Raw genomic sequence first — 20,379 nt, forward strand, 5'->3', positions numbered from 1 at the left:
GCAGGACGTTTTCTATTTTTTAGTGGCTTGTAATATAACAAATTTACGGTTCGATGCGACGAGCTTAACCTGCGATTTTCCAAATAAGCGTTCAAGTTTTATATCGTAGCCTAGGTGACGGTTACCAATAACAAATAAATCCCCTCCACTACTAAGAACATGCTTTGCATCACAGAACATCTGCCATGCAATGTGGTCTGTAACGGCTTGTTGTTGATGGAACGGGGGGTTACATAACACTAAGTAAGTACTCTCTTTTTCAAATCCATCAAGGCAATTATTGGCTATGCACTGGATATTGCGATCTTCACCCAGAGTTTCTGTGAGATTGCGCTTAGCTGATTCCACAGCCATGTAGCTTTCGTCAACACAGGTAATATTTGCTTTGGGGTTTAATTGTCCGGCTTTAACAGAAAGAACGCCATTGCCACAACCGAGATCAAGAATGTGCTCTAGCCGGGGGTTTTGAGGAATATGTTCAAGCATAAAACGTGCACCTAAATCGAGAGCCTCACCGGAATACACATTGGCGAGATTGGTCAGCGAGAAGCTTTCCCCATCCACTTTCCATTTTGTTTCAGGTTCTGTCTTATGGCTGAGGGTAGAGTCCGGTATCGAGAATACAAGACGGTGCTTTTTCCACGCAAGAGAGGTCGTTGTGGTGCCTAAGTGTTTTTCAAACAGCTTTAGTGTGGATGTGTGTATTTCTTTAACTTTGTTCACCGCCACTATTTGGCAGTGCGAAGGTAACACCGATCGCAATTGGTTGAGCTGATATGTTAAAAATCGATTAATTTTGGGGATCTGCATGAGCACTAAGTCGATATCGGTAGGAATGCTTTCTAAGCTGGTTAGAAAGTCGACTTTATTGCATTGATTCCGTTGCAGATTTTTTAGTGTTCCTCTATGTGATACGAATGAGTCCGTCATCATGGTGACGTGATGTTTTTCTGAAAACCAGCAAGATAAAGCCCCAAAGTTATCATTCAGAATGAGGATTTTTTTTCCGTCTGAAACTTTAAGCTCTTTCTCAACGTAATTAATAAGGTATTCGTCACCAGCACTCCATGCCTGAAGTGTTTCTTGTGCTCGTTTGGGAAAGCGTTGCAGCGTTAAAGTTCGACCGTCGATGTGTAGCTCGGTATTCATTGTGCTTGGTTTCTAATGGGCTATGAGCGCATTGTCGCAGAAAGCGGCAAATTCTAGAAATGAAAATAAAAACAAACGGCTTGAATACATCGGGAAGGGGCTCATTTTGGGCTTTTTATTCTTGAAAAGCCATTTTGATCGGTTATCTGGTCTTAGAATGTTGGGATACTGATAACAAGGACATAGCAGGCGATCGTCAGTAAGGTATAATCAAATAAAAATTGAGCAAGGAATAAACATGATTCATGAAATCATTGAAGAAAAACTGCGCAGTGCTTTTGAGCCAAAGCACTTAGAAGTACTTAATGAAAGCTACATGCATAATGTCCCTAAAGGATCTGAAAGCCACTTTAAAGTGATCATCGTCAGCCAAGCGTTTGAAAACTTGAGACTGGTTGCTCGTCACCGCAAAGTTAATGGCGTATTGATAGAAGAATTAGAAAATCACATACACGCTCTCTCTATTCATACCTATACTGAATCAGAATGGCTGCAACAAACGGATGGTGCTCCAGAGAGTCCAATGTGTTTGGGTGGAAGCAAACTGGGTTGATATTAAGGCGGCGTGGCTGCCTTTTTTGTGTGATTACTCGTTGAGTGAAAGAATATTAAAGAAGTGAATTGTTAAAAAAACATATAAATAAAAATGAATGGCTTAAGTCGAAATATTTTTATGAAATATTAACATTTGTGCGACAGTTCAAACTTATTCACTTTGATTAGCTAATCTATAACCAACATACAAAAAATTACAGATTTATCCAATGCATGGTCATGGCATCACCTTCACAAAAGATGCTAGACTATCGCACCTGATAAAACTCGCTATTTTTTGTGACGAGTTAATTAAGAGGATGTTGCGATTTTGACCAGGGTGTCAGGTCAAAACCGGACACAAAATGTCGTGTCTAACTTTTACGCAATTAAAAGAATCTTTTTCCCGATAAAGTAGTGCAAGTGCGTATGATTACAATAAATAAGGGCTTGGATATTCCAATTTCTGGAGTTCCATCCCAGGTGATAAGTGATGGCAAGTCCATCAATAAAGTCGCCTTGCTTGGCGAAGAGTACGTTGGAATGCGTCCTACGATGCATGTTCGCGTAGGCGATGAAGTGAAGAAAGGTCAGGCTCTTTTTGAAGACAAGAAGAACCCTGGCGTATTATTTACTTCTCCAGCAAGTGGTAAAGTCATTGAAGTTAACCGAGGCGCAAAGCGCGTTCTTCAATCTGTAGTGATTGAAGTTTCTGGTGATGAGAAAGTGACTTTCGACAGTTACACAGCCGATAAATTAGTGAGCCTTGAACGTGAAGCGATCAAAACTCAACTGGTTAATTCTGGTGCGTGGACTGCACTCCGTACTCGTCCGTTCAGCAAGGTTCCCGCGATCGAGTCTTCAACTCAAGCTATCTTTGTAACCGCTATGGATACCAACCCATTGTCGGCAGATGCTGGAGTGATCATTAACGAGCAGTCTGATGCTTTCACAGCCGGTTTGGACGTTCTTTCTCGTCTAACGGATGGCAAAGTATTGGTATGTAAGAACGGTGAAAGCCTTCCTCGCTCATCTCAATCGAATGTTGAAGAACATGTATTTGATGGACCACACCCTGCTGGGCTTGTTGGTACACACATGCATTTCCTTTACCCAGTTAACGAAGAATACGTTGCTTGGAGCATCAACTACCAAGATGTGATTGCAATAGGTCATCTCTTCCTTACTGGTGAAGTCTATTCAGACCGTGTTGTTTCTCTGGCAGGTCCAGTGGTAAACAATCCTCGTCTAGTACGTACAACAATGGGTGCAAACCTAGATCAGCTTACCGATGGTGAGATGATGCCTGGTGATGTACGTATTATTTCTGGTTCTGTACTAGCTGGTACTCAAGCGAAAGGTCCTCATGCTTTCCTTGGTCGTTACCACCTTCAAGTGTCTGCACTTCGTGAAGGCTATGAAAAAGAGTTATTTGGCTGGGCGATGCCTGGTAAGAACAAATACTCTATAACTCGTGCATATTTTGGTCACCTGTTCTCAGGGCGTCTGTTTAACATGACAACAACGACCAACGGTAGTGATCGTTCTATGGTGCCAATCGGTAACTATGAGAAGGTATTACCACTGGATATGGAACCAACTCTGCTGCTTCGTGACCTATGTGCCGGCGATACTGATAGTGCTCAGTCACTCGGTGCGCTTGAGCTGGACGAAGAAGATTTAGCGCTGTGTACTTTTGTGTGCCCAGGTAAATATGATTACGGCGAGTTGCTTCGTGAATGTCTAGACAAGATCGAGAAGGAAGGTTAAGTCATGGCCCTAAAGAAGTTTCTTGAAGATATAGAGCACCATTTTGAACCTGGTGGCAAACATGAAAAATGGTTTGCACTGTACGAAGCTGTAGCAACAGTATTCTATACACCTGGTTTGGTGACAAAACGTGGTTCACACGTTCGTGATAGCGTTGACTTAAAACGCATCATGATCATGGTTTGGTTTGCGACGTTCCCAGCAATTTTCTGGGGTATGTACAACGCAGGTAACCAAGCAATTATGGGTCTTAACCATCTTTACCAAGGTGCAGAACTAGCAAGTGTTGTTGCTGGTAACTGGCACTATTGGTTAACAGAGATGATTGCCGGTCCAGTTTCCGTTGAAGCCGGGTGGGGAACCAAGATGATTCTTGGTGCAACCTACTTCTTGCCGATTTACTTAACAGTATTTGCGGTAGGTGGCTTCTGGGAAGTTCTATTCTGTATGGTTCGTAAGCACGAAGTAAACGAAGGCTTCTTTGTTACTTCAATCTTGTTTGCGTTAATCGTTCCGCCAACACTTCCTCTTTGGCAAGCAGCGCTAGGTATTACCTTCGGTGTTGTAGTCGCGAAAGAAATCTTTGGTGGTACAGGTCGTAACTTCCTTAACCCAGCACTTGCTGGTCGCGCATTCCTATTCTTTGCATACCCAGCTCAAATCTCTGGTGATGTAGTTTGGACTGCAGCGGATGGTTTCTCTGGTGCAACTGCTCTTAGCCAATGGGCTCAAGGCGGTAACGGTGCGCTAGTGAACACTATCACAGGTGATGCGATCACTTGGATGGATGCTTTCCTAGGTAATATCCCAGGTTCTATCGGTGAAGTGTCGACTCTGGCGCTTATGATCGGTGCTGCGTTTATTGTTTATATCGGTGTTGCCTCGTGGCGAATCATCATTGGTGTGCTTTTAGGTATGGTGGCGACGTCATTCCTGTTCAACGTCATTGGTTCGGACACTAACCCATTGTTCAGCATGCCGTGGCACTGGCACCTAGTTTTGGGTGGTTTTGCATTTGGTATGTTCTTCATGGCAACCGACCCAGTATCTGCTTCCTTTACCAACAAAGGTAAATGGGCGTACGGTGCACTGATTGGCGCAATGTGTGTGATGATTCGTGTGGTTAACCCAGCTTACCCAGAAGGTATGATGCTGGCGATTCTATTTGCGAACCTATTCGCACCTCTGTTCGACCACGTCGTGATCGAGAAGAACATCAAGCGGAGAAAAGCACGTTATGGCAAGTAGTAACGATAGCATTAAAAAGACGCTGGGTGTTGTTGTCGGATTGAGCTTGGTTTGTTCAATCGTCGTATCAACAGCAGCCGTAGGTCTACGTGGTCAACAGAAGGCAAATGCTGTTCTGGATAAGCAAAGCAAGATTGTTGAAGTTGCGGGCTACCAAGCAAGCAGCCCTGCAGAAGTTCGTGAACTGTTTGGTGAAAAAATCGAACCTCGCTTGGTTGATTTCAACACAGGTGAATACGTTCAGGAAACTGAAGACGGTTTAACTGCTTCAAATTACGATCAGCGTAAAGCCTCTAAAGATCTTTCTCAGTCGATTAAACTGACGTCTGAAGACGACAAAGCAAAGATCCTTCGTCGTGCAAACTTAGGAACGGTTTACCTAGTTAAAGATGGCAGTGACTTTTCTAAAGTTATTATCCCTGTTCATGGAACTGGTCTATGGTCAATGATGTACGCATTTGTTGCTGTTGAAACAGACGGTAACACAGTGTCGGGTATTACTTACTACGAGCAAGGTGAAACTCCTGGTCTTGGTGGTGAGGTTGAAAACCCAACTTGGCGTGCACAGTGGGTAGGTAAGAAACTATTCGACGAAAACCACCAGCCAGCAATCAAGGTTGTTAAAGGTGGCGCACCAGCCGGTTCTGAGCACGGTGTTGATGGTCTATCTGGCGCAACACTAACTGGTAACGGTGTTCAGGGTACATTCGACTTCTGGCTGGGTGAGAAGGGCTTTGGTCCATTCCTAGCTAAAGTTCGTGACGGAGGTCTGAACTAATGTCTAGTGCAAAAGATATTAAAAAGAGTGTCTTAGCGCCAGTATTGGATAACAACCCAATCGCGCTTCAGGTACTTGGTGTGTGTTCTGCACTAGCAGTAACCACCAAACTAGAAACAGCGTTTGTAATGACTCTTGCGGTTATTTTCGTAACAGCACTGTCAAACTTCTTTGTTTCTTTGATCCGTAACCACATTCCAAACAGTGTTCGTATTATCGTACAGATGGCGATCATTGCTTCTTTGGTAATCGTGGTAGACCAAATCCTAAAAGCTTACTTATACGATATCTCTAAGCAGCTATCTGTATTCGTTGGTCTGATCATTACAAACTGTATCGTAATGGGTCGTGCAGAAGCATTTGCTATGAAATCTGCACCTCTACCGTCTTTAATTGATGGTATTGGTAACGGTCTTGGTTACGGTTTTGTACTGATTACAGTTGGCTTCTTCCGCGAACTATTCGGTAGCGGCAAACTATTTGGTATGGAAGTACTTCCGCTGGTAAGTAATGGCGGTTGGTATCAACCAAACGGTCTAATGCTTCTGGCACCATCTGCATTCTTCTTGATCGGTTTCCTAATCTGGGCGATCCGTGTGTTCAAGCCAGAACAAGTAGAAGCGAAGGAGTAAGGTCGTCATGGAACATTATATTAGTCTGCTAGTTAAATCGATTTTCATCGAAAACATGGCACTGTCTTTCTTCTTGGGTATGTGTACATTCCTTGCGGTATCCAAGAAAGTTAAGACTTCTTTTGGCTTAGGTGTCGCTGTTGTCGTAGTACTTACTATTGCAGTACCGGTAAACAACTTAGTTTACAACCTTGTGCTTAAAGAGAACGCTCTGGTTGAAGGTGTTGACCTGAGCTTCCTGAACTTCATTACCTTCATTGGTGTAATTGCAGCATTGGTACAGATTCTAGAGATGGTTTTAGACCGTTTCTTCCCGCCTCTGTACAACGCACTGGGTATTTTCCTTCCGCTGATCACAGTTAACTGTGCAATCTTCGGTGGTGTATCTTTCATGGTGCAGCGTGATTACAACTTTGCTGAGTCCGTAGTTTACGGTTTCGGTTCTGGTGTAGGTTGGATGCTTGCTATCGTTGCGTTAGCAGGTATTCGTGAGAAGATGAAGTACTCAGACGTTCCTCCAGGTTTACGTGGTCTTGGTATCACATTTATCTCTGTAGGTCTGATGGCACTGGGCTTCATGTCATTCTCTGGTGTTCAACTGTAAGGCATAAGGAATAGTCAATGGACATTATTCTTGGTGTAGTGATGTTTACACTGATTGTTCTAGCCCTAGTTTTGGTTATTTTATTTGCCAAATCTAAGCTAGTACCAACAGGTGACATTACCATTTCCGTAAACGGCGATCCTGAAAAAGCGATCGTTTCTCAACCAGGTAGCAAGCTGCTAAGTTCTCTTGCTGGCGCTGGTGTATTCGTTTCATCTGCTTGTGGTGGCGGTGGCTCTTGTGGTCAGTGTCGTGTGAAAGTGAAATCTGGTGGTGGCGACATTCTACCAACAGAACTGGATCACATTACTAAAGGTGAAGCCCGTGAAGGTGAGCGTCTGGCTTGTCAGGTGGCAGTGAAAACTGACATGGACATCGAGCTTCCAGAAGAAATCTTCGGCGTTAAAAAGTGGGAATGTACGGTTATCTCTAACGATAACAAAGCGACATTCATCAAAGAACTTAAGATTCAGATTCCTGATGGCGAGTCAGTACCTTTCCGTGCGGGTGGTTACATTCAAATCGAAGCGCCAGTTCACCACGTGAAATACGCTGATTACGATATTCCTGACGAATACCGTGAAGACTGGGACAAGTTCAACCTGTTCCGCTATGAGTCTAAAGTTAACGAAGAAACCATTCGTGCTTACTCAATGGCTAACTACCCTGAAGAAGAAGGTATTATTATGCTGAACGTGCGTATCGCTACGCCGCCGCCTAATAATCCTGATGTACCACCTGGTATCATGTCTTCGTACATCTGGTCTCTTAAAGAAGGTGACAAGTGTACGATCTCTGGTCCATTTGGTGAATTCTTCGCGAAAGATACAGATGCTGAAATGGTATTCGTTGGTGGTGGTGCCGGTATGGCGCCAATGCGTTCGCATATCTTCGATCAGCTTAAGCGTCTGAACTCTAGCCGTAAGATGTCATTCTGGTACGGTGCACGTTCTAAGCGTGAGATGTTCTACGTAGAAGACTTTGACGGTCTGCAATCTGAAAACGATAACTTCGTTTGGCACTGTGCTCTATCAGATCCAATGCCAGAAGATAACTGGGAAGGTTACACAGGCTTCATCCACAACGTATTGTACGAAAACTACCTGAAGGACCATGATGCTCCTGAAGATTGTGAGTACTACATGTGTGGTCCACCGATGATGAATGCGGCTGTTATCGGCATGCTGAAAGATCTTGGTGTAGAAGACGAAAACATCCTATTGGATGACTTCGGTGGCTAAACCCATCTAAGTAATTGATTTGTGGCTGACTCGTATGAGTCAGCCATTTATTTTTGTAAATCAAGTTGCTATAGAACAGTATCCAGAACAACAAACGCTAAAGTATTGGGTATTTTTCTCTATCAACTTAAATAATTATAAGCAGGAGTGAGCAAGTGAAATACTGGCTTGTTGTCTTAACTTCCTTATTGTTTCTAGCTGGTTGCAGTCAGCCGAAAGAACAAATCCACTTATCCGGTCCTACTATGGGAACGACTTACAATATTAAATATATTGAGGTCGATGGTGCGCCAGCATCTGCCGATATTCAGAAAGAAGTCGATAAGTTACTGGAATTAGTGAATGACCAGATGTCGACGTATCGCAAGGATTCAGAGCTTAGTCGTTTTAACCAATACAAAGGTAACGAAGCATTTAAGGTGTCCGCTGAAACCGCAATCGTAGTGAAAGAAGCGATTCGCCTGAATGAGCTTACTCGTGGTGCATTGGATGTGACTGTTGGTCCTCTCGTTAATTTATGGGGCTTTGGACCAGAAGCTCGACCGGAAGTGGTGCCAAGTGATGAAGAACTAAGTGCTCGAAAAGCCATGACGGGAATATCATATTTAAGCGCGACTTCTACTACTCTGACAAAGACGCTGCCAGAGCTGTATGTTGACCTTTCTACCATTGCAAAAGGTTGGGGGGTAGATGTCGTTGCCAATTATGTTGAGTCGCTAGGCATTCACAATTACATGGTTGAAATTGGTGGTGAGATTCGCGTAAAAGGTGTTAATCAAAGCGAAGAAGCGTGGAGAATCGCCATTGAGAAACCTTCAACCACAGAGCGTGCGATTCAAGAAATTATTGAACCTGGTGACATGGCGATTGCTACTTCAGGGGATTACCGAAATTATTTTGAAAAGGATGGTATTCGATACTCGCATATTATCAATCCACAATCAGGAAAGCCGATCGATCATAAAGTGGTATCGGTTACGGTTCTTCACCCTTCTAGTATGACGGCCGATGGCTTATCTACTGGTATTATGGTGTTAGGTGAAGACGCTGGTCTGGAAATCGCGAACGAAAATGACCTTGCCGTTATGATCATTGTAAAAACAGAGCAAGGGTTCGAAGAAATCTATTCAGACGCATTTAAGAAGTATTTAAATAAATAATAGGAGTCGTGAGCAATGGCTACGTTTATCGTTACATTTGGATTTTTCTTGGCAATTGTCACCGCCATGTCTGTCGGTTACATCTTCCAAAAGAAAGTTGTGAGAGGAAGTTGTGGCGGATTGGATGCCGTTGGCATTGATAAAGTGTGTAACTGTCCAGAACCATGTGATGCGCGTAAAAAGCGTGAAGCACGTGAGGCAATCCGTGCTGAAAAAATCGCTGCTTGGGAAAAAGATAAAATTCTCTAAGCTTTTAGCTTAAGAAGCAGATAAAATCGAAGATGTTAAAAGTTCAGCCGTTGCTGAGCTTTTTTATTTTTTGGGGATACTGGGGGTATTTCGTAGTTAGCCAAAGAGGCTAGACAGACAGCATTTAAATCGATGGGCTGGTTAGCGTAACGGAGTAGCGCCATGGTTTCCCGTTTTCAGTATTGATTTCCATGCTGGCATTTTTACCATCGTTTGTACTCAGTGTCAGCGACGGCAGTTCTAATGAAGTTGGTCCACCTCTCTCATTACAAGTAACGTTGCCGGTGAGCTCTACATTACCTAATGAATCTGGCGTTATCTTCGCGAGGAATTTGCATTCCCCCGATACCGCTGCTCCCCATTCATTCGCTTCTAGGAAAGCTTCAAAATATTGGCGCTGACCTTGTCGTTCTAGCGTAATACATGCCTTGTAGTCAAAATTAGCAGCTGCTGGAAAGCTGGTAGTGACCAACAATAAACACGTCATCCGAATGTTCATTCTTCACCTTTACTTCTTTATAGGGGTTCCGCGCGAAATCATTTCACACAGGTAGCTTCCATCGCTATCAAGCGGTTTTTCAACTAGCCAGCGAATCGGTGAAATAACTGGGCTGGTAGTGAATCGCACGGACGTTTCTAAGATCGCAGAAAACGGCACACTTAAGTCAAAGTCTTCAAAATTACCGGAAACTTCAATCGGTGTTTGAAGGCTAAATATCTGGGCTGATTTGGGTCTTGGCGCGAGATAAAGATCGAACGTTCTATCCGAGTAAGAAGCTGAAAAGTTACCATTTACTTGAATACGCGTTGTGTCCAGTAACAAGTCCCGCTGCTGCAAATCACCATTTGTGATATCAAAGCCGCCTGCCACGCAATTTAGAACCGATTCCTGTTCCTTGGTAAAGCTAGGCAATATTGCATCGGTTAAATTGACGGCCCAAAGGTCGATTAAGTCCGCTTCAAACTCCTGTGGCCAAATAGAAAAACCAATAAACCCGTTAGCGTTATTCATGAGATTATCAGGAGTGTTGGCCAAACTGGTTAAATTAAAGTAAGTACTGAGATTTCCACCCATATCTGTCTTAGTATCGATACGTCTAGCGATAATACCGTAGTCAAAATGATGTACTTGCCCTTGAATAGCGATATCGAATTGGTCTTGTCGAGCTTCAATTTGCCCAGCCAAAGAAAAGGAGCCGCCAGGAATACTGATTTTTAATGGAGAGACACGTAATTTTCCATCCAATAGTGATAGCTTCGCGGATGTTGCGCCTAACCAATCATCACCTGAACGAACATTACTTACCTCTATATCCATTTCTACGTTTGCCCATGATAAGCCTTCAGGGCTAACGACAAGTGGTTGTGTTGTGCTTTCTTCTACAGTTGGCTTGCGACTAGAGGTTTCTCGGTTAGCAGAATTCGGTATCCAAGCTTTCCAGTTGCCCACTTTAAAGTCGTCCATTTGAATCTGCGATGATGACAGGCTTAATACAATGTCAGGACGCGAATATTTCCCGAGTGGGCGGAATTGCCCAGTACCAATAAGCTCACTCTTACCGATATTGAGGACAAGTTGCTGTAATTGATATTGAACGTCATCTAGCGATAACTTGGCCGATAAATCAATTGGACCATAAGGCGGAAGCTTGACCCCTGTGAACTCGTTAAGCCTATTTAAATTAGGAATAGCCGCGTTTAATTGGAGTTCCAATTGAGTGAAGTCCAGTGGTAGGGCAATGTCCGTTGAGGCTTCAATTTTTATATCACCAAGGGTAAAAAAGACATTAGCAGGTAAGCTTTCTGAAAGCCTATTGGCTTCTTTCAGAGAAACCGATTGGATGCTCAGTGTTGTTTTTTTATCCTGTACGGAGCCCGTCAGTAGCAGCTCGGTGTTGAGCTCCGGTCCGGTATGAAAATGCCCTTCCGAGATGTGAATGTCCATCGATTTTCCGGTATAGATATCCGGAACCTTGAGATACCCACCTTCAAGTAAAGCTTGTACTTGAGTCATCTCCATGAATTCAAGTAACGTTTTTCCTGAAAGTGATAAGCTTACTCGGGCACTATCTAATGCCATTTCCATGTCATCGGCGATGCCAAAGCTTTTAGCGATAGCAGCAATATTCGGTGAGTCAGCTTTAAGGTTAAGCGTTGAGGATATTTGAGCAGCGTTGATGCTAACAGCAAGATCGCCTGTCATTAGGTTGTCGGCGAGGCGCATTGAAAACGGCGCAGGTTTCATTATGCCGTTTCGAAGCTTACCCGAGAAGGTGATGTGTTTGAGGCTTTGATTTGACCATCGCATATCACCGACATTTAGGTTGATATCCGCATCCACAATAGTAATGTCGTTACTCAAGATAGGAACGGAAAGGTTGACCCCTTGAGTTGGTATGGCTTGTTCTACTTCTGGTAACGTTTCTTCTTGTGCTAACAAGGCGAGTTGATTGAAATCCAATATAGAAAAATCAGCATCGATATCCACAAATGAGCGTTTAGGATCGTTTAACCATTTGAGTGCTAATGTCCCTTTGCTGTCCATAACACGAAGGTTTTGAGTGGAAAGTGTCAGCCACTCATTTTGATGTTCTAAGGTCGCATTGAGCTTTAGAGGTCCGCTAGCCCCTGACTGCGTACCTAACCAAGGTGAAAGTTTTGCGATATTCGGGCTCGATATGTCCAGCTTAAATTGGCTGCCAACTTGCCAGCGTGTTTCAGGGAGAGAGCCAAACGCGTGAATATTCAGTATTGGGCTGTCTAGTGTGATGGTCGTTTCCCAATCTCGCTTGTTGATGATGTCTGACAGTGCCCCCGCTTTAGCTGTGATGGTAGCAGGCACACCTTGGAGGTTACCGCGAATATCGACATCGACTGGCTGGTTCATTCCTGCTTTAAATCGCGCTTTCTCAATGGCATAGTTTGCACCTTCTGTCCAAGATATAGCGGCATTATCCAATGCAAAAGCGAGGCGACTGTTGTCTATCCATTCCTTAAGTTTGGTGCCTTCAGTTTGGACACTCAGTAACGCACTTTCAAGGTGACCATCTGCTTCTTCGATACCCGCCAGCCAATGAGCGAGTTCACCGAGTGGAGAGTCTTGGGCACCAAGCTCTATATTTAAAGTTGAAGACCATTCGGTTGCGTCAATTGATGCCTTCCCTCGGAAAGGAACTTGAGCGATATCGGCAGAAATGGGCGCGTTCAATGTTCCTTTCTCGCTTACGACGGCAAGAGATAGGTTTTTTATTTCTGTTCCAAGCCCTAATATTTCTCCTATAGAGACAGAAAGGTTGGTTTGGGTAGAGACCAGCCATTGATCAAGAGCTTGCTGCAGCGGGGACTTTTGCGGTGGTGCAGACGCATACCCCATCATTTGCTGTTCTGGCTCTGGTTGTAGCCAAGGCTTAAGATCGATCACAGGAATCGTGAGTTTGCCATCAATGGTGTTGACGTCACCAAGTGCAATGTCCAGATACCCTTCTGCTTGTGTGATAGGGCTATCCACGTTAAGCGACTTAATGTGCAGTGCGCCCTGTTTTGCCGATATGTCAGCGGAGATACTAAGTGGAGCTATATGATAGACATCGAGCCCCAGTAAGGCTTCAATAGGCTGTGTGTCGAGCCAGTCTAATTGGATGTTTGCCGTTGAAAGCGCTTTCCCGTTTGGTTGAATATTGGAATTGAATTCCAGAGAAGCGCCTGCGAAATGACCTTTGACGTCAAGAGAGCCTGTTTGGGCATTGAGGAGCTTTTCTATTTCTCCCGTGACACTCAGGTTGTATTCTTGACCTAATGCTGCCCCTTTGGTGTTGAGATGCCAAATTTTATCATCTTTGGTTAAATCAAATTCATCCAGAAACCAATCCACATAAGTTTGGGTATTCTGATCTTCGTAAATCACACTTAAGCTTTTGGCTACGGCTTTCTCACCGAGTTTGACCGTCCAATGCGCTAGCTTGCTGTCTGAATTTAAGGGGCTATCTGAATTTAAACTGCTCTCTGAATTGTCGCTGCTTTCTGGTGCCACTCTGGTTACTTGGGGAGCAACAGATTCCGCCTGCTTTCCAATTGCCCAGTTTTCATTGCCATCCATATCTTTTGCTAGATAGAGATGGATCCCTTCCAAATCAATGTAATCAATGAATAGTGTGTTTTCGAATAAGGGGAATATCGCCACTTTTGCCGAAGCGTGCCCCACACGCAGCAGCGGTTGCCACTCTATTGAAGGAATATTCGCGACTTCAATATTATTAATTTCCAACTCAGGCCTAAACGATACATGAAATCGGATATCGCCATCAATTTTGACAGGTCGATTGATCTGGTTTTCGAGAATGCTGGATATTTTTGGCTTATGCGCCGTTAGGTTTATGTTGAACCCTACGGTAAGCGCGATAGCCAGTATTGCAATGAATGAAAGAAGGGTTATACCCAAATATTTCAAGGTTTGAAGCAGAACAAATGGCATTTTAGTTTTGGTGGCTGTTGGCGTATTCATAGCACGTTATACGGTGTGTCTGATGTCATATTAGGCGCAAAGGACAATAGCACAGACCCAAGCAAAAATATAAAGTTATGATCGCGATAATGAGAGTACCGCACCTAGTGCCGAGTACTTCGTTTTATGTAGATGCTTACGCGACGATTGGCTTTTCTTTGAGCTGCGAGTTCCACTGTATCTGATATTGTTGGGTAGGTATCTGCGTACGCGACAGCACTCAGTTTTGTCTTGTCGATAGACAAGGAAATCAGCTGTTTTGTTACGCCTATTGCTCTTGCACCGGAAAGCTCCCAGTTGCTATCGAAATGGTCGTTATGAATAGGTAAGTCATCTGTATGACCTTCGACGACAATTTCCTTTCCCTCCAAACTTGTACGTTCTATAGACGACGCAAAAATTGTCAACAGCCGAACGCCTTCATTGCTTAACTTTGCGGAACCTTCTTCGTAAAGTGCTTCTGTGTCGAAATCCACTTTAATTCCATCAGGCATTTTCGTTAAGGAGATAGGCTCATGCTCAGTCGATTGCTTTAGGGCTTGAATGAGCAGGGTCATTGGCATCTCGGCTTTTCGATCCGATAGCGCGTTCCAACTGGCTTTCAGCTCTTCAAACTTTCCTTGGTCGATTTGAGAAGTGGCGAGAATAACGATGAAGAAAGTCATCAAAAGTGTAATGAAATCACTGTACGTTACTAGCCAGTCATTTTCTTCTCGGACATCGGCACCACTCTGTCTTCTGCGCGGCATAATTAGGACTCCAGCCTTTTCTTGGGAGAGAGATAGCTGTTCATCGAGTCTTTGATGTGCATATCAGGTTGCTTTTCCGTCATCATCACAAAGGCTTGGATCTGCATATCTCGATGGCGAAAATTGTCGTCAGATTTACGCCTAACATTGATCGCAGAAGGCTTGAACAAAGCCTGAGCAAGTAGAGTGCCGTATAACGTTGTAAGTAGGGCAATCGCCAGCCCTTTCCCCATGGTAGCCATGTCACCATCTAAGCTATCCAGCATAACAATCAACCCAACCAGTGTGCCTATCATGCCAAATGCAGGAGAGAAATTTGCCATAGTACTCAACACATTGGCGGGTTGTGCTTCTTGCACTCGCTGGCTTTCGTTACTTTCATCAAGCAAATTACGAAGTGCCTTCCCTTTGTAGCCTGTGCCCAGTAACTCTATGGCCATTGCAATGAAAGGGTCTTTTAACTCTTTATTTGTTAAGGTTTTTTCCAAGCCAGTAATTCCTTCGGTGCGATACACCTTGTTCCATTCTAATGAGCGAATGATAGAAGAGTGCTTCAGTTTGGTTTCATTCCTACCATCAAATAAGCTTGCAATAACCGCTTGAATGGCTTTAAAGAAAAGAGGGTAAGAGTAGCTAATTAGGGCTGCAGTTGACGTTCCTCCTGCAACAATCAGAAAGCTGGATAAGCTAACAAATAGCCAATAATTATCGGTGCTTGAAACCACAGCGGTAGTCAAGACAGCGGCAGAAAACAGCCATCCCGTAATGGTACTCAAAGACATTAGGCTAGTTCCTCCAGCTCACTCATTTTAAACTTATTTTCTTCTAACGCTTGACGCATGACCCTAACAATATCTTGCTTGGCAGCGTTTCTATCGTTTTCGTTGACGTCCGTTGCCATCTCTAATTCACTGATTACCATATTGACGTAGCGGTTTGGACAGCCTGAAATCAGCGCTTTTACGCGTTCCACTGGCATATCTGAAAAGGCGTTAGCAAGTGTTTGAGCATCAAGATTTCGGATATGATTGCTAATGATTTGTGTCGGTGTTCGCCAAATGTCATCAAAGCTATAAAAACGTTGTTTTAGCTGCACATAAGCACCCGGAGACGTTTCTTTTAACTGGGTTAATAGGTCGTTTTGTTTGGTGATACTTAACCCATCGAGGATTTGAGTCAAAACGAAAGGACCATCAGTAGGTAGCGTTCTAAAGTCTGGAACGGTTTGAGCTTTCGTCGCCAACGAAGAAGCAACATCATTAAAGGTTGCCATAGGAAGAGTGTCTAACCGAGCAATTTCCATCGCCAATTCAGCCTGACGTTCCATTGGGTATAGAGAAAGCAGCGCTGCAGAATTCTCTGAAGAAAGTTGGCTAATCACCATAGCCTGTATACGCTCAGGCTCGTGCTCCAACAGCCAGCGGATTTGGTTGATGGACAGGGTCTCAAGAAAATCAAATGGTTGTGACTTTCGGGTTGAGTGTGCGTGAGGGTTTGAGTCGACAAGGAGCTGCTTGAATGCAGAAACGTGCTTTACGACTTGCTCGCGATCATTTGGGTTTTGCTCCAAATAGCTTACATAGCTAGGTATCTGAGAAGTCAGGCTAGGGTACATAGTGGTGAACATCGCTCTCCCAAGCTCTTGATATACGCAAGCAAACATAGGCAGATTTTGTTCGTTTAGGCTGAGTTTTCTGATGGTCTGATCGACTTGATGAGGCTCGCCTAAGCTGAATTTGACTAATTCTTGGCGACACGCCTCGTGTTCATAATACTGATGGGAAACTAAGGGCTCGGCTTGCAATGAGGAAGCAGGCTGAACATCGTTTACAGTATCGTTGTTTGGTCCTGCAGAGCGTGCGCGAAGCAGCATGACGATAAGAGTAATTATCACCAAGCCAAGCGCAATGAGCGTTAGCCAAAAGTAATCTAGCCAAAATACTTTCTCCTGAATTTGAGTGCTGTCTTTGTTGGGAACCTCAAATACGGTGCGGATGATGTCCAGCGAATCGCCTCTAAGTGGGTTGTAATCCACTTTTTGAATCAGAAGTTTTTTTAGGAGCTGTACGTTTTCGCTGCTCACCTTTTCGTCCAGCAATAGTGTTACGGACAACTTGTTGATTTCAGTAGAGAGAGGTTTGGCTTCCCTTTGGTTTTTGCTGATGTTAGCCGTTGGGTTGGGTGCCGGCGTATTTTGCTGGGGGGGAGGCGCTGGCTGAGCCATGGTCTGAACTGGAATCTCAATGTTCTCTTTGGCGGGCATGCCGCTTAATCCAGGCAGTTTAGGGACGAATTCAGCTACTCTTCGAACAGGTGCTGCAATGGTTGTCGTTCTTTGAGGGGCTCCAGTTTGATCGGCTTTAGTTTCGGGTGTTTTGGCTGCAGATGCATTAGCTACAGGTACGTTGATTCCCGAATTCTCCTTTTGTACGAACTCCGATTGAATGGTCAAGACATGCTTGTTGGGTCCTATGATACGTTCAATATCGTCATTTATGCGCGCTTCTAATCTCGCAGAGAATTCAAGCGCTTGGATCTCACTGGATGATTGCGCAAGGCTAAAGCTAGATATACAAAAAGGCAGAATAAAGGCAAGTTTAACTAATGGGTTCATCATTATTTTTCCAGCCATTTCATCATTCGTTTTACTTCAGGGAGCTCAGGGTTGTGCTTCAACGCTTGTTGCCAAGCAATGATGGCATCTTCTACTTTGCCCAGTTTGTAAAGAACACTCCCCTTTGTCGCAAGAATGTTTTCTGGCGTTTCTGTTAGTGGTTGAGCTTGTTCAAGTAGAGTCAGTGCGGCATTAAAATCGCCTTTCACTGCATTTTCTTGAGCTTCTAATTTGAGTGCGAGTGACCTCGCTTCATTGAATGGAGATACAGGTTCCTCCCCATTTTCTTCTTGAGAAGGTGCGGCATCTTCAGTTTGTGGGGCAGTTTCCTCAGGAAGAGGAAATGCTGACTCTTCCTGAGACACGGTTGTGTAAGTGGGCTCAGCACTGTCTGTCTCGATGGTTAACACCATATCCGGATCAGACAAATCAAATTGCACACCTGATTCATACTGGTTGCCCTGCATGTGTATGGTTATTTTTCCATCTTTCATTGCAACTCGTTGTCGAGTTTCTGATTGAGATGCTGATTCAGCCCAAGCTGGATTTGTCAGCAAAAATAGACAAGCACAAAGGATCGTATTCTTCATGGATTAAAACCTCACGCCTAACGTTAGATCGAACGCAGGGTTGCCGCCCCATGTGCCGTTTTCAAAGGTGTCTTTGCTGATGTACATCAAACCGAGATCGACAAAAATATCCCCTTGAGTAAAGAAGGCATTTCGTGGTGGTGACAATTCTAGCCCTGCACGTACGGCGATTTTTTGTTTGTTCTCAACAAACTGAAAGCCCGAACCCGCGTAAACAGATAACCAGTCATCGGTAATCGCATACAGTGCTCTAGCTTCTGCTCCAAAGCCTTGAATCGAAAAATTTGTACTGCCGTCAAAGTTGCGAAAATAGTTGCCGATAAAGGCAAAGTGAGCGCGTTCTGATGGGGTGTGCCCGCTGTAGTAGCGTATAGAAAGGTCCGTTACATTTTGTATGTCTTCGCCATCAGTTGAGGTACCATTGATACCAATGTAACCAAGAGCGACTCCGACTCCGCTCTCCTTTACATTCTTCTTTGCGAGCACATCCGGATCCTCCTTTATGTCGAAGTTTCCCGTCCATACCACTTCGTTATTTTGAGTGCTAACTAGTGACATAGTGATGTTGTGAGTATTGTCGCTAAGAGGCGAACGCCAGGTTAGGAAGGCGTCGACACGTATTTTCTTTCCGAGCTTACGCAGTTCATCATTACTTGAAAGCCCATGCTTAAACTTTACGTTGGAGGCAGAGAGGTTGACTTGTGTTTTTCCACATTCGATACAGCTGCGTACTTTGATCCCATTGTTTTTCATTTTGGCAGTTAGGATCGATGTCAGCTTGAGCAGCTCGGTTTTTTCTTCATCCGTTACGGCTTTACCCTCGAAATACAAGGCGACACTTTGGATCTTAGCTAAAGACTTGTTGTCTAAAATGTCGAACCAAAGATCATCGTGTTCTAAGAATTCTTCAACTGTTTGTGCTTCATTATCTTTTGCGGAGAAAAGTGCATTTAAAGGTTTGGAAAAAACAATCGAAGAGTAAGAAATTAAAAGGGTGCTAATGGTTAGAGTCGTGACTTTTTTCCACATAATGAAACTCCATTCAGATCGAGGCTAGGGAAAAGACCTCGAACTGATAGGCTAGGGGACTCACTCTATTTGAATCGCCTTGCACACATGATCCCGAGGGCTGGGTATGAAGAGTATTTTGTTAACCCTTTGGATTTCTTGCAATAAACCATTGATCTGATGATTAAACGCATGGCGTGCTTTGTTTAGATAGGGGTATGTAGCTTGAAGTGATTTTCCGCCGTTTTGAGTGATCTTTGTATATGTAGAAATGGTAGGTGTAGATTAGCGAGCAACGAGGCGGTTTCGACCTTCTTCTTTTGCTTGATACAACAGATCGTCAGCATCCCGAATAATTTCTTCTAGGTTTTGCTCTTCATTGCCAGAGCTAACACCAATACTCACTGTGAGATGAATTTGTAAATCTTCGTATTGAACAGCCGTTTTCTCTATTCGTTGGCGCATCTTGTCTAGGCGACTTTGGAATTCTTGATAATCCCCACAGTGTTGAATACAGAACTCTTCACCACCAAATCTCACCGCAATTTCATTTTTGAAGTAGATGGATATAATTTGCGCCACAGTAACCAGTGCTCTGTCGCCGCCATCATGACCATAGGTATCATTCACTTTCTTAAAGAAGTCGATATCAATCATGGCGATATTGCGATTGTCACAACATTTATTGTTGTTCTCACCGAACAAGTAGCGACGATTCCAAAGACCAGTTAACGCATCTTGGTTAGCGATGCGATAAAGCTCGTCGGTGGCGTCTTTCATATCCAGAATGTGTTGAACTCGACAATAGAATTCTTCTTGGTTGAAAGGCTTATAAAGGAAATCGTTAGCACCAGCTTTTAGAAATCGCGCCGTCATCGTGCGGTCGTTATTGCCAGACAGGCCCAGAATAGCCAAATGATTTCGATCATACTGATTTCTAATTTCTCTGGTCATAGTAATGCCGTCTTTATTCGGCATGTCATGATCGGTAATTATCATAGTGATGTCTGGGTTTTCCGCTAAAATATCAATAGCTTGCTGCCCATCATTTGCTTGCAAGGTATCAATGTACTGATGCTCAAGGAGATACACTACATGGTTTCTAACGGTAATTGAGTCATCGACAACCAATGCTTTGTGTGTATGGTTCGCCATCAATCGCTTTAGAAGTGGGATCAAATAGGATACAGAAGCGCTACTGTCTTTGGTGATGTAATCGAGTACACCTTTAGCAATAACATGTTCACGGACGTTTTCATTAAACTGAGCGGTGAGAACAATCGCACGAACTTTATGCGATAAAACGAGATCGATAATTTCCCCGTCTGGACCGTCGGGTAAGCAATAATCCAATACAGCGCATAGAAAGTTAGTATCTTGTCTTATTATGTTATTTGCCGCTTCTAACGACTCCGCTAAGACAACTTCAAAACCAATTTGCTTAAGCTGCGAGTTAAGGTAATTACGAAAGGCTCGACTATCCTCGACAACCAAAATCCGATTTAGCACCAGAGCTCCAAATTCTTCTTATTCTTTAATTGACCTGTTTGTT

General features: G+C 43.9%; 18 protein-coding genes. 9 read left to right on the forward strand and 9 right to left on the reverse strand.

Annotated elements, in window-relative coordinates; genetic code table 11:
• Nucleotides 1-12: 12 nt before the first annotated feature.
• Nucleotides 13-1,149 carry a methyltransferase gene (locus VPNCDNU1_RS03640; RefSeq protein WP_104399111.1) on the reverse strand — a complete coding sequence of 379 codons (1,137 nt, stop codon included), beginning with the start codon at nucleotides 1,147-1,149 and terminating at the stop codon, nucleotides 13-15.
• A 238-nt stretch (nucleotides 1,150-1,387) separates the two neighbouring features.
• Here VPNCDNU1_RS03640 and VPNCDNU1_RS03645 point away from each other — a divergent pair, with 238 nt between their 5' ends.
• The 9 genes from VPNCDNU1_RS03645 to nqrM all read left to right on the forward strand — a co-directional run bounded on the left by VPNCDNU1_RS03645 (nucleotide 1,388) and on the right by nqrM (nucleotide 9,365).
• Nucleotides 1,388-1,702 (forward strand): BolA/IbaG family iron-sulfur metabolism protein, encoded by a 315-nt coding sequence (locus VPNCDNU1_RS03645; RefSeq protein ID WP_101113142.1) that lies wholly within the window; start codon nucleotides 1,388-1,390, stop codon nucleotides 1,700-1,702.
• 410 nt (nucleotides 1,703-2,112) lie between these two features.
• Nucleotides 2,113-3,453: a Na(+)-translocating NADH-quinone reductase subunit A gene (locus VPNCDNU1_RS03650; protein ID WP_104399112.1), complete on the forward strand. Its 1,341-nt coding sequence runs from the start codon at nucleotides 2,113-2,115 to the stop codon at nucleotides 3,451-3,453.
• Between the two features lie 3 nt (nucleotides 3,454-3,456).
• A complete protein-coding gene (locus VPNCDNU1_RS03655; protein ID WP_104399113.1) occupies nucleotides 3,457-4,701 on the forward strand; it encodes an NADH:ubiquinone reductase (Na(+)-transporting) subunit B in 1,245 nt (414 codons plus the stop codon).
• Nucleotides 4,691-5,479 (forward strand): Na(+)-translocating NADH-quinone reductase subunit C, encoded by a 789-nt coding sequence (locus VPNCDNU1_RS03660; RefSeq protein WP_104399114.1) that lies wholly within the window; start codon nucleotides 4,691-4,693, stop codon nucleotides 5,477-5,479. Before VPNCDNU1_RS03655 ends, VPNCDNU1_RS03660 begins: the two co-directional genes overlap by 11 nt.
• Nucleotides 5,479-6,111: an NADH:ubiquinone reductase (Na(+)-transporting) subunit D gene (locus VPNCDNU1_RS03665; protein ID WP_101113138.1), complete on the forward strand. Its 633-nt coding sequence runs from the start codon at nucleotides 5,479-5,481 to the stop codon at nucleotides 6,109-6,111. The genes VPNCDNU1_RS03660 and VPNCDNU1_RS03665 overlap by 1 nt, the downstream gene beginning before the upstream one ends.
• A 7-nt stretch (nucleotides 6,112-6,118) precedes the next feature.
• Complete coding sequence (gene nqrE / locus VPNCDNU1_RS03670; protein ID WP_006957944.1) at nucleotides 6,119-6,715, forward strand: NADH:ubiquinone reductase (Na(+)-transporting) subunit E; 597 nt, start codon at nucleotides 6,119-6,121, stop codon at nucleotides 6,713-6,715.
• Between the two features lie 17 nt (nucleotides 6,716-6,732).
• Nucleotides 6,733-7,956, forward strand: a complete 1,224-nt coding sequence (gene nqrF, locus VPNCDNU1_RS03675; RefSeq protein WP_101113137.1) for an NADH:ubiquinone reductase (Na(+)-transporting) subunit F — start codon at nucleotides 6,733-6,735, stop codon at nucleotides 7,954-7,956.
• A gap of 155 nt (nucleotides 7,957-8,111) precedes the next feature.
• Nucleotides 8,112-9,116 (forward strand): FAD:protein FMN transferase, encoded by a 1,005-nt coding sequence (locus VPNCDNU1_RS03680; protein ID WP_104399115.1) that lies wholly within the window; start codon nucleotides 8,112-8,114, stop codon nucleotides 9,114-9,116.
• Between the two features lie 15 nt (nucleotides 9,117-9,131).
• Nucleotides 9,132-9,365: a (Na+)-NQR maturation NqrM gene (nqrM, locus tag VPNCDNU1_RS03685; protein ID WP_104399116.1), complete on the forward strand. Its 234-nt coding sequence runs from the start codon at nucleotides 9,132-9,134 to the stop codon at nucleotides 9,363-9,365.
• Nucleotides 9,366-9,489: 124 nt separating this feature from the next.
• On the opposite strand, the gene VPNCDNU1_RS03690 is transcribed toward nqrM, so the two are convergent.
• The 8 genes from VPNCDNU1_RS03690 to VPNCDNU1_RS03725 form a co-directional block, all read right to left on the reverse strand.
• Nucleotides 9,490-9,864, reverse strand: a complete 375-nt coding sequence (locus VPNCDNU1_RS03690) for a hypothetical protein (protein WP_145959435.1) — start codon at nucleotides 9,862-9,864, stop codon at nucleotides 9,490-9,492.
• A gap of 9 nt (nucleotides 9,865-9,873) precedes the next feature.
• Nucleotides 9,874-13,866 carry an AsmA family protein gene (locus tag VPNCDNU1_RS03695; RefSeq protein WP_104399118.1) on the reverse strand — a complete coding sequence of 1,331 codons (3,993 nt, stop codon included), beginning with the start codon at nucleotides 13,864-13,866 and terminating at the stop codon, nucleotides 9,874-9,876.
• Nucleotides 13,867-13,970: 104 nt separating this feature from the next.
• Complete coding sequence (locus VPNCDNU1_RS03700; protein WP_104399119.1) at nucleotides 13,971-14,615, reverse strand: OmpA/MotB family protein; 645 nt, start codon at nucleotides 14,613-14,615, stop codon at nucleotides 13,971-13,973.
• A 2-nt stretch (nucleotides 14,616-14,617) separates the two neighbouring features.
• Nucleotides 14,618-15,397 carry a motility protein A gene (locus tag VPNCDNU1_RS03705; protein WP_104399120.1) on the reverse strand — a complete coding sequence of 260 codons (780 nt, stop codon included), beginning with the start codon at nucleotides 15,395-15,397 and terminating at the stop codon, nucleotides 14,618-14,620.
• A complete protein-coding gene (locus VPNCDNU1_RS03710; protein WP_167404714.1) occupies nucleotides 15,397-17,232 on the reverse strand; it encodes a FliG C-terminal domain-containing protein in 1,836 nt (611 codons plus the stop codon). Before VPNCDNU1_RS03710 ends, VPNCDNU1_RS03705 begins: the two co-directional genes overlap by 1 nt.
• Complete coding sequence (locus VPNCDNU1_RS03715; protein ID WP_104399122.1) at nucleotides 17,232-17,819, reverse strand: tetratricopeptide repeat protein; 588 nt, start codon at nucleotides 17,817-17,819, stop codon at nucleotides 17,232-17,234. Before VPNCDNU1_RS03715 ends, VPNCDNU1_RS03710 begins: the two co-directional genes overlap by 1 nt.
• A gap of 3 nt (nucleotides 17,820-17,822) precedes the next feature.
• The gene (locus tag VPNCDNU1_RS03720) at nucleotides 17,823-18,848 is read right to left on the reverse strand and encodes a hypothetical protein (RefSeq protein WP_104399123.1); all 1,026 of its coding nucleotides are present in this window, start codon (nucleotides 18,846-18,848) and stop codon (nucleotides 17,823-17,825) included.
• Nucleotides 18,849-19,112: 264 nt separating this feature from the next.
• Complete coding sequence (locus VPNCDNU1_RS03725; protein WP_104399124.1) at nucleotides 19,113-20,336, reverse strand: diguanylate cyclase; 1,224 nt, start codon at nucleotides 20,334-20,336, stop codon at nucleotides 19,113-19,115.
• Nucleotides 20,337-20,379 lie beyond the last annotated feature (43 nt).

The sequence above is a fragment of the Vibrio penaeicida genome, from assembly GCF_002933855.1.
GTDB lineage: Bacteria > Pseudomonadota > Gammaproteobacteria > Enterobacterales > Vibrionaceae > Vibrio > Vibrio penaeicida_A.

What these genes read in the sequence shown, in the direction of transcription:
- VPNCDNU1_RS03660 (WP_104399114.1), top strand. Translation starts at nt 4,691, where the DNA reads ATGGCAAGTAGTAACGATAGCATTAAAAAGACGCTGGGTGTTGTTGTC.
- VPNCDNU1_RS03715 (WP_104399122.1), bottom strand. Translation starts at nt 17,819, where the DNA reads ATGAAGAATACGATCCTTTGTGCTTGTCTATTTTTGCTGACAAATCCA.
- VPNCDNU1_RS03640 (WP_104399111.1), bottom strand. Translation starts at nt 1,149, where the DNA reads ATGAATACCGAGCTACACATCGACGGTCGAACTTTAACGCTGCAACGC.
- nqrE (WP_006957944.1), top strand. Translation starts at nt 6,119, where the DNA reads ATGGAACATTATATTAGTCTGCTAGTTAAATCGATTTTCATCGAAAAC.
- VPNCDNU1_RS03695 (WP_104399118.1), bottom strand. Translation starts at nt 13,866, where the DNA reads ATGAATACGCCAACAGCCACCAAAACTAAAATGCCATTTGTTCTGCTT.
- VPNCDNU1_RS03655 (WP_104399113.1), top strand. Translation starts at nt 3,457, where the DNA reads ATGGCCCTAAAGAAGTTTCTTGAAGATATAGAGCACCATTTTGAACCT.
- VPNCDNU1_RS03705 (WP_104399120.1), bottom strand. Translation starts at nt 15,397, where the DNA reads ATGTCTTTGAGTACCATTACGGGATGGCTGTTTTCTGCCGCTGTCTTG.
- VPNCDNU1_RS03650 (WP_104399112.1), top strand. Translation starts at nt 2,113, where the DNA reads ATGATTACAATAAATAAGGGCTTGGATATTCCAATTTCTGGAGTTCCA.
- VPNCDNU1_RS03720 (WP_104399123.1), bottom strand. Translation starts at nt 18,848, where the DNA reads ATGTGGAAAAAAGTCACGACTCTAACCATTAGCACCCTTTTAATTTCT.
- VPNCDNU1_RS03665 (WP_101113138.1), top strand. Translation starts at nt 5,479, where the DNA reads ATGTCTAGTGCAAAAGATATTAAAAAGAGTGTCTTAGCGCCAGTATTG.
- nqrF (WP_101113137.1), top strand. Translation starts at nt 6,733, where the DNA reads ATGGACATTATTCTTGGTGTAGTGATGTTTACACTGATTGTTCTAGCC.
- VPNCDNU1_RS03645 (WP_101113142.1), top strand. Translation starts at nt 1,388, where the DNA reads ATGATTCATGAAATCATTGAAGAAAAACTGCGCAGTGCTTTTGAGCCA.
- VPNCDNU1_RS03710 (WP_167404714.1), bottom strand. Translation starts at nt 17,232, where the DNA reads ATGATGAACCCATTAGTTAAACTTGCCTTTATTCTGCCTTTTTGTATA.
- nqrM (WP_104399116.1), top strand. Translation starts at nt 9,132, where the DNA reads ATGGCTACGTTTATCGTTACATTTGGATTTTTCTTGGCAATTGTCACC.
- VPNCDNU1_RS03690 (WP_145959435.1), bottom strand. Translation starts at nt 9,864, where the DNA reads ATGAACATTCGGATGACGTGTTTATTGTTGGTCACTACCAGCTTTCCA.
- VPNCDNU1_RS03700 (WP_104399119.1), bottom strand. Translation starts at nt 14,615, where the DNA reads ATGCCGCGCAGAAGACAGAGTGGTGCCGATGTCCGAGAAGAAAATGAC.